The sequence below is a fragment of the Acidovorax sp. GW835-FHT14B10 genome (genome assembly GCF_058793725.1).
In genome coordinates, this window is record NZ_JBXAGC010000036.1 from 1 (window position 1) to 17252 (window position 17252).

The following is a 17252-nucleotide window of genomic DNA, read 5'->3' on the forward strand; positions in this document are numbered from 1 at the left end:
TTGGCCATCTGTCTGTCCTGCGCCGAGTGAAGGTCGGCTCAGGTTTGGAGTTTACTTAATTTACGGATAAATCCTTAAATGTAAAAATTGTTTGAAACGAGATTGATTTGCATTTAGAATGCGTACGCTTCCACAGCGCAAGACAGGTAGTAGCCACTTGACGCCGGGATATGTACCTGGTCGATATCCGCCATGCCGAACTAAACAAGCTTTATTCGACAAGGCATCCATGACATTCAGGTATTTGCCGTTGGTAGCGGCATTGGCACAGGCGTTTTCCGGCGGGGCAATGGCGCAGCAAGCGCCCGAGCCGACATTGAAGGAGGTTCAGATTCGCAGTGATCGCGAATTGGAACCCGCTTACAACCCACCTACGGCCACGAGCGCGACAAAGATCGAAGCGCCGTTGCGCGACATTCCGCAGACGGTGAACGTGGTGCCCCAGAGCCTGCTGCGCGACCAGGCCGCGCAGTCCATGCAGGATGCGCTCAAGGCGGTGCCCGGTGTGGGCCTGTCCCATGGCGACGGCCAGCGCGATCAGGTCACGATCCGCGGGTTCTCCGCCATTGCCGACCAGTTCGTGGATGGTCTGCGTGACGATGCACTGTACTTCCGGGATCTGTCCAACATCGAGCAGGTCGAGGTGCTCAAGGGTCCCGCGTCCGTGCTCTACGGCCGGGGCTCTTCGGGGGGCCTGATCAACCGCATTACCAAAAAGCCGGGCATCAACCTGAGCGAAGTGGGAGTGACGCTGGGCAGCTCGAATCAGCGTCGCGGCGAGTTCGACCTGGCGCGCGCGCCGCAGGACAGTCGCTTTGCTTTCCGCATCACCGGTGCGCTGGAACGCGCCGATAGCTTCCGCGACCAGCAATTCCTGGATCGCGAAGCGCTGGCAGCCTCGTTGCTGTTCAAGGCCAGTGCGGACACCAGCGTGCTGCTGCAGATGGACCATCTGAAGGACAGCCGCATCACGGACTTCGGCATCCCGGCCTTGAACGGCCGGCCCGTCGATGTGCGACCTGGCGCTTACTATGGCGCCACCAATGCGCGTGATGTGGACGTGAGTACGTCCAAGGTCGATTCGGTCGGCCTCACGCTGAATCACCGCTTCAACGACAGCCTGTCGCTGCGCAATGCCTTCCGCTATTACACCTACTCGCTGAATCGCAACAACACGCTGACGCGCAGCGTCAACGCGCGGGATCTCACGTTCACGCTCAATCATGGCAACGTTTACCGCGATGAGCACGGCTGGTTCAACCAGACCGAGCTGGCGCAGAAGACGCAATTCCTCGGCATGAAGCACCAGGTGTTGTACGGCGTTGAACTGGGACAGCAGAACAAGGACGTGGTGAACTTCTCGGCGCCGGTGACCGACGCCAACGGCAGGATCCGTAACTTCGCATTGTTCAACCCAGCGCTGCCGACACTGCCGCTCAGCACTTCCCAGACGCCGGGTGCGAACAACCTCGGCACTTTCAAAACCCTGGCGTTCTACGCCCAGGACCTGGTGGAGCTCAGCGCGCAATGGAAGGCCCTTGCCGGCTTGCGCTACGACCACTTCGAGCAGGAGACCTACGAGCGCATGCCTGGGAAATCGAATCTGGGCAGGACCGACACCTCATGGAGTCCCCGCATCGGCCTGGTCTACCAGCCTTCGGCCACCTGGTCATACTACGCCTCGTGGAGCCAGTCTTTCCAGCCATCGGGCGAGGCTTTCTCCCTGGCGGCCAACAATGCGCAGATCGCCCCCGAGGAAACGACCAACCAGGAGGTGGGGGTCAAATGGGATCTGCCGGACGGCAAATCCTCGTTGACGGCGTCGCTGTTCAAGCTGGAGCGCACCAATATCAAGAGCACCGATCCGGTGACCAACACCCTGGTGCCCCTGGGTGTGCAGCGCACCCAAGGGCTTGAATTGACCTTTGCTGGCGAGGTTGCCCCCACTTGGCAGATCTGGGCCGGTTATGCCTTCCTGGATGGCAAGATGACCAACTCGCCTGCCGTGGAAGCCGGCCAGCCCGTGCAGGGCAAACGGCCCACGCTGACCCCCCGGCACAGCGCCAACCTCTGGGTCACCAAGGCGCTGGGTCACGGCTTCGGTCTGGGTGGCGGCCTGAACTATGTCGGCGCCCGGTTCGCCAACCCCGGCAACACGGTCACCTTGCCTGGCTACACCACGGTGGACGCCATGGCCTACTACCGCATGGGTTCCTGGGACATGCAGCTCAAGCTCAACAATCTGTTCGATCGCCGCTATATCGTGGCGGGCCATGGCAGTTCACCCAACCTGAACCTGCCGGGTGCTCCGCGCTCGGCACAGGTTGTTGCACGCTACCGGTTCTGAGGCCATGCAGCAAGCCACCGACATCGCTTCACGCCAGGAACTGAGGGCCACGGCGAGGCCGCATCCCGCCAAACCCCGCGGGGGCGGTCACCTGTTCATGCCGGCGCGCTGGCATCGGCCCGCCGTGCTCAAGTGGCTGCGGCGCACGCATGCCTGGCTGGGAATGTGGGGCGGCGTCCTGGGCTTGCTGTTCGGTACCACAGGCCTGCTGCTTAACCACCGGGCCACGATGAAAATTCCTGGCCCGGCCTATGCCCATACGCAATGGCAGCTCAGTCTTGACCGGAAGCCCGAAAACATTGATGCACTGGTGCTTCACCTGCAGCATGAGCTTGGTATTGCCAAGCCACCGCATCAGAAAAAAGCGGAGCCGGCCGGGCCTACCCCCTGGCCTGGGGCGGCACAGCCTGAACATTGGGTGATTGCCTTCGCTACACCACAGGCTACGGTGAACGCCGAGTACTGGGTGGGTAACAACTCGGTGTCGGTCAAGCGCATGGATCCGAATCTGTTGGCACGGTTGAATCGCTTGCATATGGCCACGGGCGCTTCGGTGCCCTGGATCCTGCTGACCGATACGCTGGCCGGTGCCTTGATCGTACTGTCGCTGACGGGTGTGCTGTTGTGGACCAAGCTGCACGGCAGCCGGTTGCTTGCACTGGGCCTTGCGGGCACTAGCTTTGGCCTGTTGCTGCTGTTAGGGGTTTCGGCCTGAAGCATGCATGGCATGCCTGAATCGCGCACAGCCATCCACCGCCATACGATTTCCTGACGCAGGCTGCGTTAGAACGTGTTTACGATCTCCTGAGCAGTAGAGCCAAGAATGCGAGGTGAACGAACTGCAGGCTGGTGTTGAGCAGTCGCTCGCAGTTCTTCCACAGCCGCCGGTTCTTCTCCAACCACGCAAAGCTGCGCTCCACTACCCAGCGCTGAGGCATCACCTTGAACGTATGCAGTTCACTGCGCTTGGCGATCTGCACCGTGACATGTCCGCCCAGTATCTCCTGCACGCCCTGCGCGAACGGCTGGCCCGTGTAACCGCTGTCGCAAAGCAGGCTTTGCACACGGCTCAAGCCACGCTTGCAGCGCTTGAGCGCGGCCAGTGCCCCCTTGCGGTCAGTCACCTCGGCCGTGGTCACGGCCACCGCGTGTGGCAAGCCTTGCGTGTCTACTGCAATATGGCGTTTGATGCCCGAGACCTTCTTGCCTGCGTCATAGCCCTTCAGGGCCGCCGTGTCCGTGTTCTTGACGCTCTGCGCGTCTACGATCAAGAACGCACTTGAGGCGTTGCGCCCCTGTTTCTCTCGGGCCGCGCCAACCTGATTTTTTTAAAGCCTGCTCCAGCACGCTCACGCCGTGCTGATCAGGCTCGCTCCACTTGCGCCAGTACGCATAGACGTTTTGCCACTGGGGAAACTCCGGTGGCAAAAAGCGCCATTGGCAGCCCGTGCGCAGCAGGTACAACACCGCGCAGAACACCTCGTACAAGTCCAGCGTCACGGGCTTCGTGGTGCGCCTGACGCTGCGAAGCAACGGCTGTATCTCTGCGAATCTCTCTCGGCTGATGTCACTCGGGTACGGCTTTCTTTTCACCCGCCTATTGTCTGATGTCGGGAGATCGTAAACACGTTCTTAGGGCAATGGAACATGCCGGACCGTCTTATGGTCTATGGACTTTGGCAATGCTCAACGTGGCGGTCTGAATCGCCTACATGGTCCGCCCAAGGAGAACAAGCTTCTGCGTCGTGATGGACCAAAGGGTTTGCTGCCTTACATTCGGGCTGTTGGTGCAGTGATTGCTGCTGCCCATGATGGCTATTCGCGGCTGGTGTTCCTATCCGACCATGCCCGGATTACGAGTGAGTCCGGGGTGAAGGTCTTCTTCGCAGCTCCCGCAGTCCATGGCAGCGCGGCACTAACGAGAACACCAACGGCCTTCTGCGGCAATACTTCCCGAAAGGCACCGATCTGTCACGATGGACCGCTCAAGAGATCCAAGCCGTAGCTCACGCGCAGAACACCAGGCCCCGGAAAACGCTTGGTTGGAAGATACCAACTGAAGTCTTGAACGAATATCTAAAATCTGGTCAACAACCCAGTGTTGCGACGACCGGTTGAAAGGTCAGTGGCGTGTGGTTCTCCGAGACTCAATAGGACTTGGGCAGGCCCAACACTTTTTCGGCGATGAAGCACAAGATGAGTTGAGGGCTCACGGGTGCCAAACGGGGAATCCAGGACTCACGCAGATAGCGCTCCACGTGGTATTCCTTGGCATAGCCCATACCGCCATGGGTGAAGATGGCGTTCTCGCAAGCGTGGTAGCAAGCTTCTGCGGCAAGGTACTTGGCGCTGTTGGCTTCTGCAGCGCACGGCAAATGCTGGTCATAAAGCCACGCTGCTTTCTGGACCATCAATTCGGCTGCTTCCAGCTCCATCCAGGATTTTGCCAGTGGGTGCTGGATGCCCTGGTTTTGACCAATCGGGCGACCAAACACTTCGCGCTCATTGGCATAACCTGCGGCGCGTTTGAGTGCTGCGCGACCAAGGCCCACAGCCTCACTGGCGATCAAGATTCGCTCCGGGTTCAGGCCATGCAGGATGTAACTAAAGCCTTTGCCTTCTTCCCCAACACGGTCTTCCACAGGAATGCGCAGACCATCAATGAACACCTGATTGGAGTCTACGCACTTGCGACCCAGTTTTTCAATTTCACGGACTTCTACCTTGCTGCGATCCATGTCGGTGTAGAACAGGCTCAAACCTTCCGTGCCCTTGCATTCTTCGATCGGGGTAGTGCGCGCCAGCAACAGTATCTTGTTGGCCACCTGGGCTGTGCTGATCCAGACTTTCTGGCCGTGCACGACATAGTGATCGCCATCACGTACCGCACGCGTCTTGAGCTTCAGGGTGTTGAGACCGGTATTGGGTTCGGTCACCCCGAAGCAGGCCCGATCCGTGCCTGCAATCAGCGGGGGCAACCAGCGCTGCTTTTGCTCGTCAGTGCCGAATACCACCACAGGGTGCAGGCCAAAAATATTCATGTGAACCGCAGAGGCACCGGACAAACCGGCACCTGTTGCAGAAATCGTATGCATCATGAGCGCCGCTTCACTAATGCCCAGGCCGGCACCGCCATAGGCCTCGGGCATGGCGATACCCAGCCAGCCAGACTCGGCCAGCGCATGGTGAAAATCATCAGGAAATCCGCCTTCCTGGTCTTTACGCAACCAGTAGTCCGCATCGAAGGGCGCGCAGACACGCTCAATGGCGTCGCGGATTTGTTCCTGTTCAGGGGTACGGGCGAAATTCATTGGGTGGATCCGTTCGAAATAGTGTTGCCGGGGCGAATCACCTTGTCAGGCGATTCGCAGTAGGGTGGGCTGTAAATCACCAGGAGCTTCACCGGGGTGTCACTGGTGACGGTGAAGACATGCATCTGATCGGCCGGGAAAAAACAGGTATCGCCTGGTGCCATGTCGAAAGACTGATCGGCCACCTCAACATGGGCGGTACCTTCCAGCAGGTAGCATGCTTGTTCAATACCAGGATGGGCATGGGGCAAGGCTCCACCCCCCTTGTGCAGCGTTCCCATCAATACTTCCATTTGTTTGGCGCCGACGGTCTCGGGACCAATCAGCCGTTGATTGTGGGTGTGATGGTGATTGGCGGGCTGATAGGCAGGCACATCGGCAGCGCGCACCAGGTAACTTGGTTGCATGTTGTTATTCCTTTCAGGTGTCAATTCGGCAAGCGCCCTGCTCGAGCAGGGTGTTGATGCGCTCCGGGGTGTAGCCGGCTTCCTCCAGGAGTTGCCGGGTGTGTTCACCTAACCGTGGCGCAGGTGAAAAGCTTCGCGCGGGTGGCGTGGCCGACCACTTCGTTGGATGAGCAAGCGTGTGCATGGGCCCCTCTGTCGGATGAACCATGTCGCGGACAAACCCCGTGGCACGAAGTTGTGGATTGACCAGCAGGTCTTCCGGACTGTTCATTGGCATGTTGGGTACGTCGGCGGCGTCCAGCAGTCCGCGCCATTGCGCAGTGGTGCGGGTGCGCATGAGGCGAGCGACTTCGGCATACACCTGATCGATGTTGGCCGCCCGCGCGCTGTGCGTAGAAAATCGTGGATCACGCGCGAGTCCCTCGGTCTCGCCGATGGCTTCAAAAAAACTTTTCCAGTGTTTATCGTTGTAGATCAGGACGCACAACATGCCATCGCTGGTGAGGTACGGCTTGCGGTGTGGCGTCAGCAGTCGTGCGTAGCCGGGTTTTCCAATCGGTGGTTCGAAGGTCAGACCAGCCATGTGATCCCCCAAAATGAACTGCGCCATGGCTTCAAACATTGGCACCACAACGGCCTGCCCCACGCCCGATTGGCTGCGGGCATATAACGCAGCCGTGACGGCGTAAACAGTGTGCAAGCCTGTCACGCGGTCTGCCAGTGTGGTAGGGATATAGGCGGGCTCGGGTGATCCGTATTGCCCCATCAGCCACGGAACGCCGGTGGCGCCCTGGATCAGGTCGTCGTAAGCGGGCCGGGCGGCATCGGGCCCATCCTGATCAAATCCGCAGCAACTCACGTGAATGATGCGCGGGTTGCGCTGACGCACGGCTTCGTAATCCATCCCCAGGCGGGTCAACGCCTGGGGTCGAACATTGCTGATAAACACATCGCAACCTTCCGCCATCTTCAGGGCCGCCTCGCGGCCTTCCGGATGTTTGAGGTCCAGGACAATGCTTCTCTTACCTGCGTTGGCATGCAAGAAAATGGGGCCCATGCCGGCATGATTCATAGGCCCCACGTGGCGCATGTTGTCGCCTTCCGGGGACTCCACCTTGATGACGTCTGCGCCCAATTGGGCCAGAATCTGGGTCGCAAAAGGCCCCATGACGACAGATGTCAGATCGAGAATCTTCACACCTGCCAGCGGACCGGAGGTGGAAGCTGAATACTGAGCCGTCATGTTTATTCCGGACGGATACCGGCCTGCTTGATGAGGGTGCCCCAGTGAGCCAGCTGGTCAGTCACGTATTTGGCAAACTCCTCCGGCGTCTTGGTCGGCCAGGTTTCAAAGCCCAGCTGGCTCAGCGCCTTTTGCACTTCCTTGTCTGCCAGGACCTCTTGCAGTTCCACATTGAGCTTATCCACGACAGGCCTGGGCATGCCAGCGGGTCCGAAGATTCCGTTCCAGGATGTCAAGTCAAATCCCGGGACCTCCTTGGCGATGGGCACCGCATCGGGCATCGACTTCAGCGGCTCTTTCGTGGTAACGCCCAGAACCCGGACGCTGCCCGCATTGATCATGCCCATGCCAGAACCCAGATCCACGACATACATTTGCACGGACCCGCCGATCAAATCAGTGAGGGCCTGCGGACTCGATTTGTAGGGGATCGCCACAACATCCAGGCCGGCAATCCGCTTGATGGTTTCAGAGGCCACCAGCGATGTGCTGTTCGGCGTGGCGTAAGCAAATTTTCCCGGGTTGGCCTTGACCTGATCGATCCACCCTTTTAGCGACTTGGCGGGATCGTTTTTATTCACAACCAACGCGAACGGAAGTTCGCCCACACGGGCGATCGGAGTGAAATCCTTGATCGGGTCATACTTGAGATTGAGGACCAGACTGGGATTGGCTGAGTGCGACGTATTGGTCGTCATGAACAACCTCGGCTTCGGAGAGCACTCATTAAGTCGTCTTTGAATGACACAAAGTGGGCTTGGGACCAATTGTCCCGGGAGCAAGACCTGTAAGTCATTGATTTCATTAAAATTAGGCCCAAAGATCGCACTCACCAGACCAATGGTCATGCGCAGATTAACGCCGAAACATGTAAGTTTCACGCGTCCAATCGGGCCGCAGCCGTCGGACCGGGTATGGGTCAGTAGCGACCATTGGTCTGGCCCACCACACACCATCTTTCCAGTCTCCTTCTCGTGCACGCATTCATTTATGCCGTCGAGACATTTCTTGTCGCTCGCTGTTTATCAGCGAAGACCTCCACCGCCCTTTCAAAACGTCTGATACCATGTCATTAGCCGCATGGGCCTTTGGTCCCATGCGAGCCAGGCGGCTACCCAGGACTTGCATTTTTCCGGGGGTTCGCGCTCCGCTGCTGGCTTTAATGGTTTTGCGGGAGTCTCAACTCCTGCATTGAATAGTGCGCATCCTTGTGCGCTTTGAGCCGTCTTATCTTGCTGCATTGCAGGGTGAGAACATAGGATAGGTGCGCCCTGTCCCCAATCGCCGTTAAGCTTTGGCTACGCTGATCGCGTGATGCCAACCAGCATAGCCGTGGCTTGACTTGGCGTTTTCATCTGAGCAGCTATTTCGCTCTCAATTCGAGAGCAATCGTCCTGCTACGCCCAGAGCAGACCACATCCGCATTTCGCTTAGCGAGCTGCGCGACTGGCGCTCGCGCCATCCTTCGTTCCTGACGCATTTCGGGAACTGCGAGTCGACGTCCCATCGTTGATTCGCTTCATCCCCCCCACCCACCCAATGTCACCGGAACCAGGAGGCCGCCCTTGTTGTCGCCCGAAGTGTCGTCGCTGTCGAATATTCCATCCAGTTTTCTGGAGGGAAACGCACGTCCATCCACCCCATTCTTAGCTCGCCTGTTGTGCATACAAGATCAGGGACAGCATCAGCAACGCCGCGCACTTGTGACGCTCTCGCAAGGCGTACAACAGCTGCTCAGGGAGAACCCCAATGCTGGCGGTCTGGTGGAGTTCGCGAAGCAAATCCAAAGAACGCAGGACTGGGTTGAAGCCGCGACACAGTCAGCATGTGCAGCCAACCTCACCGAGAGGGGCCGGGCAGCCCTCACGCAGCCGGCCAACGATCTGCATCCCGCCGCACGCCAGGTACTTCTTTCTTGGTGGGCGCTGATCGTCTATCACAGCTGGAGCCGCAATCTGGCAATCCCGGAGGATTTGAGCGCAGGGTGGCGCAAGCTGGCGGATGCAAGCTTGCGGGGGTGGCGTCAGCTGGCGCGCCAGCCAATCGAACAATTGAGAGGGATTGCGGGCGCCACACCCATCGCCACTACTACCGACGTGACCGCAATTTTTCTCGACAAACTGCGGCACATCTGGACCACGATTTCGTTTGAGAGCCCCCCTCAACAACTGGACGCGACGCAACCCACCCCACGCCATCATCCGCCAGCCGATACTCCGCCCGCAACTGCCCCGAAGGCCTCCTGCCCGACCGGTGCGCCAAATGCTACCGAGCAACCCACACTCCAAGAAACCGTCAGTGGGTTGTCTCCAGAGGAAATCGACGGCCACTTCATCGGCTGGCAGATCAGGCAGGCCGCGCACTTGCCAGGCCTCGACGGGTATGGGTTGCCGCTGCGCTGGGATGCGCTGCACCCCAATGAATTGAAGCACTGCACCGTGCATCTGACCCGCCTTTTGCGCGGGGGCGACGTGTCAGCTCGCCTGACCGCCGGCACATGCCTGCTCATGTTGCTGGCGGGCCTGCCCCTGCGTCTGCTAGCCCAGCTCCGATTTCATGAACACGGTGACACCTGGATCGACCTGGATGGGGGATTCCTGCTGCGCAACATCGGCGCGATCACGTCGCGCATGGATGAGACATCCGACGCCAAGAAGGCGGACTGGCGCCGAATTGGCCTGCCCGCAGAGGTCGCTCAAATCATTGCGCAGTCTGTTTCAGCGGATGAACGGCTCATGCCATTCGGCACCTACCTCGAACGGCATGGCATCAATGAGAGCGACGTTTTCACGCTGCTCAACGAGGGCGACACGACATCACACGGCCCCAAATTGTCTCGATTTTCGCGGTCTCTCGGATTATTCCTGATCGATATGGGCGTGAACGCGACTATCGCGGCCCAGATCAGCGGCGATTGGGGACTCTGCCCGATGGCGGACCACTTTTACCTGGCCATCTCAGAGCACCAAATACTTCACAACATCAGTCTGGCCTGCCGCGCGCTCGGTTTGACACCGCCAGCGATTACAGAACTGCCACGATCCCAAGTGGGCTCGCCGCAGTATCGATCTACCGCCCAACTGGCCGCAGTGTTTACAAGGATCGGATCAGCGCTGCAGTCTCTGCGCATCAAGCTGCCGCAACGCAGCCGCATCGCCGACACCATCGAATATCAAAACCAGTACCAGCTGGCGTGTGCCCTCCTGTTTGTGGTCACGACGGGACACCGCGGCTCCCGCCTGCAGGCGGCCACTTGGAGCGACGTTGACCTCGATACCGGCTTGACGCTGGTCCGCGACAAGGAGTCGGATGAGTACAGCGCACGACGTCTGGTTCCGCTGCTGAGCGTGACGCGGCAGACGCTTCGCCACTTGAGGGTTCACCAGGGGGCGATGGTTGAGCGCCTTCAAAAAGCCGTCGACAACGGCGACATCTGCATCAATGCCGGCACACTGGACCCAGCGACAACCCCCCTCTTTTATCAGTATCGCCGCCATCGCCGCACCGGTCGCTACTACCTCGCCCCCATCGCCCATGAGGATTTGGCCGCTGCGCTGGAGCCGTTCGACATGCCGGTCAACGTCGGCCGGCACTTTGGTTTTTCAGAGCTGGTGCTGTGCGGTTGTCCATCCATTGCCATCAATGCATGGAGCGGACGGCACATTGCCGGGGCCGAGCCATTCGGCCTGCAGGGGACCCTGGCACCGACCGAGGTGTGCGACCACCTCCTCGGCACGCTAGAGCAGGTGTTTGACCCACTGGGTCTGACGCCCCTGGTAGGCCTTGGGCCAGTGCGTGAACGGGACCTCAATCAGCCGCCCGCGGCGGCCATCTACAACCCGAAACGCCCCACGAATGACTACCTGGCGGCCAAGCTGCGAGCCCAGGATTTGCTGATTGTGCCCAGCGTCCACACGCAGCGCTGTCCGTTTGAACAAGAAACGCTGGCCGCCGCTCGATATTTTTCGCGATTGCGCTCGGCTTTCTTGAGGGTTGATCTCACGGGCGTCGAACCTGGGGTCGCTCTGACGCTCTCGATGATCGTGTTCGACCTGATCGTGAGTTCGCGCGAGCTGGAGGCGTTGCGGGGCGCAGTGGTGGAGCAGCCGCTGCGCGTGAAGCAGGCTGTCTTTGCACAAAACTCGCACGACGGTGTCGTGACGGCGTTTCGGCCACTGTCACCGTTCACGCAAGGATGTCTGGCACGCCTGCGCGGGGATTCGACATCGGCGGCAAACTCAGGCAATCTGTCAGCTGACCTCGGCGCGCTGCTCAGGACGCTGGATCCTGACCTGGAGGTCGATCGGATTTCGGATCCCATCTCGTTGCTCACGACGCTGGCGATGCACTGGGCTCTCGTGCATACCGCACCCACGGAACAGTTTGCAGCGTTTGCCAGCACCCGGTCGATTTCGGCAGTGGATGTCGCCAGAGTCATCTACGAGCAGCCGGCCTCTCTGCTGTCACCCCCTGCAGCCGAGCCGGTACGGCGCCGCAATCGCACCATGAAGAATCTCGTGCGGTTTGTTCGGCATTTTGCAAACAAGCGGGTGCAATTGGGTGAGGCTGGACGGCGCAAGAAATCTCTCGCCAAAATCGTCGAGGCATTGCAGCGGTCCCTGCCGCCCACCAGCGACAACCTGCACCTCGCCTGTGATTGGGTTATCTCCGAGTGCGTATCGCCCACGTACAACTCGATCAAGCCCAGCACCCTGTACAAATACCTCACGATCTTGTCACCTGTGCTGGCTGCTCCGATCCCCGTCGACGAGTTCGAACCAGACGACTGGACGGATGCATGGAACACACTGAGCGACGGGCGCGCTGACGAAACACTGAGTGATGTCAGCGGCGCCCTGATGCACCTGACCTCGTTCCTGCGGCACCAGGGCATCGCGGTGCCCGCCAAACTGTTGCCTGATCGCCAGCGTGTGTCGTCTGTCGCGCTGCGCCAGCCGGTTGTCGTTTTTGACCACGAGATCCAGCGGGCGGCCGAATGGATTCAGCGCCAAACGGTTCCGTGGAGGGAGCTGGCTGTTGCGCAAATGCGCCTGCTGGCCGACATCGGCTGCCGGCCGATCGAGGCATCCAACCTGACACTGCGCGATGTGTCTGCTGATGGCGCGCTGGTGCACATCAACACCAGCGGCTTTGCGCACCTGAAGACAGCAGGGTCCAGGGGGTCGGTCACGATCCTGTCTCCGGATTTGCGGAGCAGCTTATCTGACATTGCACGCCTGCAATCTCGCACGCTGGGCAAGAGAGCCACCGCTCAACTCTTCGGATTCGAGGACACCGATATCGCCCGAGACATGGAGACGTTGATCGTCCGGGCACTGCGACACGCAACGGGAATTCCAACGTTCACCTTAAGGGATCTGCGAGCATCTGCTGTCACACACGGCGTGGCGCCTCTGCCCGAGATGTTGACAGCACTGACGACTGGAGAATGGCTCGAACCACCGGCATACACGGCGAATCAACTGCACGAGAAGAGCCGAGCAATGGCCCTGGCGGTGCGCCGCGCCAGGCACTCCACCACATTTGCGACGACACAGCAGTACTACGACGCTGGAGCCGCCGTTCGACTCTCGCTGCGCTTGCAGCAGACCGAGGCCCGTCTGGATATCAGTTCGAGGTTCATGGCGTTCGTGACAGGGAGGACTGCGCAGGCCATCGACGTGGCACGTCATCGCGAGCATGCGCCAGTCACTGATCACTGCGCTAGCTGGAATTTTTTGCGGTCCCAGCTCGCCCCGCTTCGTTCATCCATTGCAGAGCCTGAGCTGGCACCAAAGATGCTTGGGTTGAACGTCGAGTCCCCGCGCTCTCACGCGGCATCGCTGGCGTGGGCCACGCTGTGGCGCTGGTATGGACTCAGCACCCGCGAAACTCAAGTGCTCACCGGCGTGGGCAACGACGATGTTCGAGTCGCGCTCCGCGCGGTCGCGGCCGGGTTGGGGCGCCCAATTCATCCGGATCCTTATCGTCAGCGTAGCGATCGACGCCCCACTCTGCTTTCCTCGGATCGCGCTGTGCTTTGTTGGCAAAAACTCCAAGAACTCCGACAGAGCAAGGGCGGCGACTTGGCCTTGATCGTCAGCCGCTTCAACGATCGAGGGTTCGGCCAGTTTCCGTCTGCGGAGTCATCGCACCTGGCCGCGGAATTGCTGGCGCTGTGCTTGCCAGAAAGCTGGAAGGTGTTCGTCACGGCGCCCGCGAACATGGAATTGCAGCAGCGCAGCGCTCTGAGGTCCCACCTCGATGCAACGGGAATTGGCCTCGTTCTCCGCGCCTCTGCCTCCCCTCATCGGTGGGGTGTTCATGTCCAACCAGCAACTGCTGCCGTAGTGTCTCCCCGAACAGTGGGGGCGATCAGCCGATATGTGTTTCGCGCCGCAGCAATCGCCGCTTTTCTGCCAACTGAAAGGAGCAAATGATGAATCCGAAAATTGATTACATAAAAAAAGAGATCGCTGCCGGGCGATTTCAGATCGGGGCACTTATCAAAAGCGCCGGCCCAAGTGCCCTTTGGGTACCCGTCATTGAACTTCCCTCTCACGTTGATCGTCTTTCTCGTCGGGTCAGCTTGATCATGAGGGAACAACGCGTGGTTGATTACCTTCCCTGCGTGTCGACTGATCTGCAGCAACTGGCTGTTCTTTATGTCTTGCCTCAACAGCCGGATGTACTGTCAGGAGCTTCCGCCAAGACCAAGGGGGTTGACCTGCTCTCGGGGCTACGCAAACTGGCAGATCAGGAGTTGGCCGACGCAAGCAGTCGCGTTAGCGCCGTACTTAAGGCCTTCAAGGCAGGAAAAGGACCTAGTATCAATGAGATTTCCCAGGAAATAGAGCACGCACAAAATCCGGACATGGCTGAGCAGATGCTGCGTCAAGCGCGCTTGCCAGAGATGTCGGTGGAATTGGCAGAGGCAACACTTGCCGTCGGCGGATTCGCCGAGCATGTCCCGCAGGAGGTTCTGATTTCCAGTCAGACGATCGTCGAGTTCGTTCCGACCCGTGGGGTCGACGAGAAGGATGGGAAGGTGCGCGGCGAAGTACTTTCCTGGAAGGACGCGCCGGAGTTTATCTCTGCGACAGAAGAAGCCACGTTCTGCCTGGACACCTCTGACGACATGCGCGCAATCAAGGCACTCGAGATGGCTCAGCTCCATCATCGAACAGTCAAGTGCGAAGTCCAAGTCGAACGCAAGCTGGCGTCAGGCCGCTCGATGCTCACCATCACCTGCATTCTGAACATCAAGGAGTTGGCTCAGCCTTCTGAGGATTTTCAGCAGTTGCTATTTGGCGAGTAGGCTCATGATCAGGTCACAATGGTTGCCCGGACGCGAACTCTGCCAAAATCTGCAAGCCGCCGTCTTCTTGAAGTTCCCTCGAATTCCTGACCCAAGCTGCCGCAGCAAGTTTGCTTGGAATGGATCAGGGGGGCTGCGGCTTCGACCAACGGGCTGAAGAACAGCGCTCCTCACTGACAAAATCGATGCCAGTCTTCACTCTTTGACCGCCGCGAGGCCTTTAATCGCCTCGGGGCGTGCAGGTTCGGGTCGGAAGATGAACAGCAGCGCCAGGATGGTCAGACTCGCGCCCGCCCATTGCCAAGGAGTGATCACTTCCCCGAGGACAATGACGCCGGCCGCCAGACCGATGACCGGCACACCCAGGCTCAGCGGCGCCACGCGGTTGGCGGTGTGGCGCTTTAGCAGGCCAGACCACATCGCATAAGAGATGATGGTCGCAAACCAGCCCAGATAGAGCACGGCCACCCAACTCTGCCAGCTCGCATGCCGCAAGGTGTAAACCTGCAGGCTCGGATCCATCAGCAAGCTGAGGATGCAGAACGGAACGATGGGCACCACAGAGCTCCAGATCACAAAGGCGGTCGCATCGTTGGCTTGCCCCTTCGGGATGCTCTGCAGAGCCTTGCGCACGACGATATTCGAGACGGCCCACATGCACGCGGCCCCAAGATTCAGCACCAAGCCCGCAGCCGTCACCCCGCCCACGGTGTCGCGCATGACGCCGATGCCGAAGCAAAGCAGCGACAGCGCGGCCAGCACCAGGCCGAACTGCAGGTTGCGGCCGGGTCGTTCGTGCAGGAAAAGGAAGCTGAAGATGACGGTGTAGAAGACCTGCGTCTGCATCAACACGGACGCGAGGGCCGCGGTCATGCCGATCTTCAGGGCAATGAATAGCAAACCGAACTGGCCGACACCCTGACACAGGCCATAGAACAACAGCCATTTCCAGTGCACCGAGGGACGGCGAACAAGAAAAATCAAGGGCAAGGAGGCGACAACGTAACGCGCGGCGCCGAGTTGAAACGGCGTCAGCGCTTGCAGGGCGTACTTCATCGCGACGAAGTTGAGTCCCCAGATGAGTACGACGCCAAAAGCAGCCCCGAAATCAACCCAGCCGAAGTTGGTGCGAGAGTTCATTGATTCTTCCTTTGCTGATAGGTCAACCGCGTGCGCGCAGCCCGCCCATCAACACGTACTTGGTTTCCATATAATCGTCCAGGCCATACCGCGATCCTTCTCGGCCGATGCCGGACTCCTTGATGCCGCCAAAGGGAGCGAGCTCGGTAGAGATCAGGCCCTCGTTGATGCCGATCATGCCGACCTCTAGCCGCTCCGCCACCGACCACACGCGGGCTATGTCGCGGCTATAGAAATAGGCCGCCAGCCCCACATTCGTGGCATTGGCCATACGGATCACTTCGTCTTCCGTCTCGAAGCGGTAGCAGGCCGCGACGGGGCCGAAGGTTTCCTCCTGCGCCATCGCCATGTCGGCACGCGCCTCGGTGATCACCGTGGGTTGGTAGAAGGTTCCGCCCCTCGCGTGATCATCACCACCGCACAGGACGCGAGCACCCTTCTCTCGGGCGTCCGCAACGTGCCGGCGCACCTTGTCCACGGCGGCTTGATTGATCAGCGGCCCTTGTTCGGCGCCAGGTTCGATGCCGGGCGCTACCTTGAGCCGGCGCACCACATCGGCCAGCCGCGTGGTGAAGGCTTCGTATACACCCTGCTGCACGTAAAAGCGGTTCACGCACACGCAGGTCTGCCCCGTGTTGCGGAATTTCGAGGCCATCGCCCCGACCACGGCGGCATCGATGTCTGCATCGTCAAAAACGATGAACGGTGCGTTGCCGCCCAGCTCCAGGGAGACCTTTTTCAGCGTGTCGGCCGCCTGGCGCATCAGCAGCTTGCCGACCCGGGTGGAACCGGTAAAGGAAACCTTGCGGACCACCTCGTTATGCATCCAGGCCTCGCCGATGGCAGCGGCATCGCCCGAGACGACGTTGATGACCCCATCTGGCACACCTGCTTGCATGGCGAGTGCCGCCAGCGCGTGCGCCGACAGGGGTGTCTCTTCAGAGGGCTTCAGCACCACGGTGCACCCTGCGGCCAATGCAGGCCCGAGCTTGCGTGTCACCATGGCCAACGGGAAGTTCCAGGGCGTGATCGCAGCCACGACACCCACGGGCTCCTTCAGAACGAGTATGCGCGCATCCGTCTTGTGCGAGGGGATGACGTCGCCATAGGCGCGCTTTCCCTCCTCGGCGAACCATTCGAGAAAGCTCGCGGCGTAGGCGACTTCGCCGCGCGCTTCCGCGAGAGGCTTGCCTTGTTCGGCGGTCAGGATGGCGGCCAGCTCCTCCTGATGGAGCATCATCAGGGCCGCCCACTTGTTCAGAATGCTCGCACGGTATTTGGCCGTGGTCGCGCGCCACGAAGGTAAGGCAGCCGCAGCAGCCTGGACCCCGGCGTTCGCCAGTCGCGCATCACATCGGACAACCTGGGCCAGTTGCTCGCCATTGGCAGGGTTGATCACGGCGTAGCGTTCGCCCGATTCGATCCAGGCACCAGCAACCAAGGCGCCGGTGCGCAGCAGTTCAGGTGAAAACATGGGGTATCCTGT

General features: G+C 59.9%; 10 protein-coding genes and 2 pseudogenes. 5 read left to right on the forward strand and 7 right to left on the reverse strand.

Features of this window, described 5'->3' with window-relative positions:
* The first annotated feature begins 229 nt into the window (after positions 1 to 229).
* Both AC1Q5S_RS19845 and AC1Q5S_RS19850 read left to right on the forward strand, forming a co-directional pair.
* Positions 230 to 2347 carry a TonB-dependent receptor gene (locus AC1Q5S_RS19845; RefSeq protein ID WP_492239295.1) on the forward strand — a complete coding sequence of 706 codons (2118 nt, stop codon included), beginning with the start codon at positions 230 to 232 and terminating at the stop codon, positions 2345 to 2347.
* A gap of 4 nt (positions 2348 to 2351) precedes the next feature.
* Positions 2352 to 3062, forward strand: a complete 711-nt coding sequence (locus AC1Q5S_RS19850) for a PepSY-associated TM helix domain-containing protein (protein WP_422205694.1) — start codon at positions 2352 to 2354, stop codon at positions 3060 to 3062.
* Positions 3063 to 3141: 79 nt separating this feature from the next.
* On the opposite strand, the gene AC1Q5S_RS19855 is transcribed toward AC1Q5S_RS19850, so the two are convergent.
* Positions 3142 to 3940 (reverse strand): IS5 family transposase gene (locus tag AC1Q5S_RS19855; RefSeq protein ID WP_492239296.1). Its coding sequence is split into 2 segments (ribosomal slippage): positions 3142 to 3675 and positions 3677 to 3940, totalling 798 coding nucleotides; the frame shifts between segments, so codons are not numbered across the junction.
* Between the two features lie 241 nt (positions 3941 to 4181).
* Between AC1Q5S_RS19855 and AC1Q5S_RS19860 the strand changes: the two are divergent.
* Positions 4182 to 4465: pseudogene (locus AC1Q5S_RS19860) on the forward strand (IS30 family transposase); the annotation flags it as partial.
* A 29-nt stretch (positions 4466 to 4494) separates the two neighbouring features.
* On the opposite strand, the gene AC1Q5S_RS19865 reads toward AC1Q5S_RS19860, so the two are convergent.
* From AC1Q5S_RS19865 to AC1Q5S_RS19880, 4 genes and pseudogenes are all read right to left on the reverse strand, one after another.
* Complete coding sequence (locus tag AC1Q5S_RS19865; RefSeq protein ID WP_422205692.1) at positions 4495 to 5658, reverse strand: acyl-CoA dehydrogenase family protein; 1164 nt, start codon at positions 5656 to 5658, stop codon at positions 4495 to 4497.
* Positions 5655 to 6065, reverse strand: a complete 411-nt coding sequence (locus tag AC1Q5S_RS19870) for a cupin domain-containing protein (RefSeq protein ID WP_422205690.1) — start codon at positions 6063 to 6065, stop codon at positions 5655 to 5657. Before AC1Q5S_RS19870 ends, AC1Q5S_RS19865 begins: the two co-directional genes overlap by 4 nt.
* Positions 6066 to 6078: 13 nt before the next feature.
* Positions 6079 to 7308, reverse strand: a complete 1230-nt coding sequence (locus AC1Q5S_RS19875) for a CaiB/BaiF CoA transferase family protein (protein ID WP_492239297.1) — start codon at positions 7306 to 7308, stop codon at positions 6079 to 6081.
* 2 nt (positions 7309 to 7310) lie between these two features.
* Positions 7311 to 8012, reverse strand: a pseudogene (locus AC1Q5S_RS19880) (Bug family tripartite tricarboxylate transporter substrate binding protein); the annotation flags it as partial.
* An 861-nt stretch (positions 8013 to 8873) separates the two neighbouring features.
* Here AC1Q5S_RS19880 and AC1Q5S_RS19885 point away from each other — a divergent pair.
* Both AC1Q5S_RS19885 and AC1Q5S_RS19890 read left to right on the forward strand, forming a co-directional pair.
* On the forward strand, positions 8874 to 13748 hold the full coding sequence (locus tag AC1Q5S_RS19885) for a site-specific integrase (RefSeq protein ID WP_252101767.1): 4875 nt from the start codon (positions 8874 to 8876) through the stop codon (positions 13746 to 13748).
* A complete protein-coding gene (locus AC1Q5S_RS19890) occupies positions 13748 to 14626 on the forward strand; it encodes a hypothetical protein (protein ID WP_252101766.1) in 879 nt (292 codons plus the stop codon). The genes AC1Q5S_RS19885 and AC1Q5S_RS19890 overlap by 1 nt, the downstream gene beginning before the upstream one ends.
* 195 nt (positions 14627 to 14821) lie before the next feature.
* On the opposite strand, the gene AC1Q5S_RS19895 is transcribed toward AC1Q5S_RS19890, so the two are convergent.
* Together AC1Q5S_RS19895 and AC1Q5S_RS19900 are read right to left on the reverse strand one after the other, a co-directional pair.
* The gene (locus AC1Q5S_RS19895; protein WP_252101765.1) at positions 14822 to 15766 is read right to left on the reverse strand and encodes an EamA family transporter; all 945 of its coding nucleotides are present in this window, start codon (positions 15764 to 15766) and stop codon (positions 14822 to 14824) included.
* A gap of 22 nt (positions 15767 to 15788) precedes the next feature.
* Positions 15789 to 17240, reverse strand: a complete 1452-nt coding sequence (locus tag AC1Q5S_RS19900; protein ID WP_252101764.1) for an NAD-dependent succinate-semialdehyde dehydrogenase — start codon at positions 17238 to 17240, stop codon at positions 15789 to 15791.
* Positions 17241 to 17252: the final 12 nt, after the last annotated feature.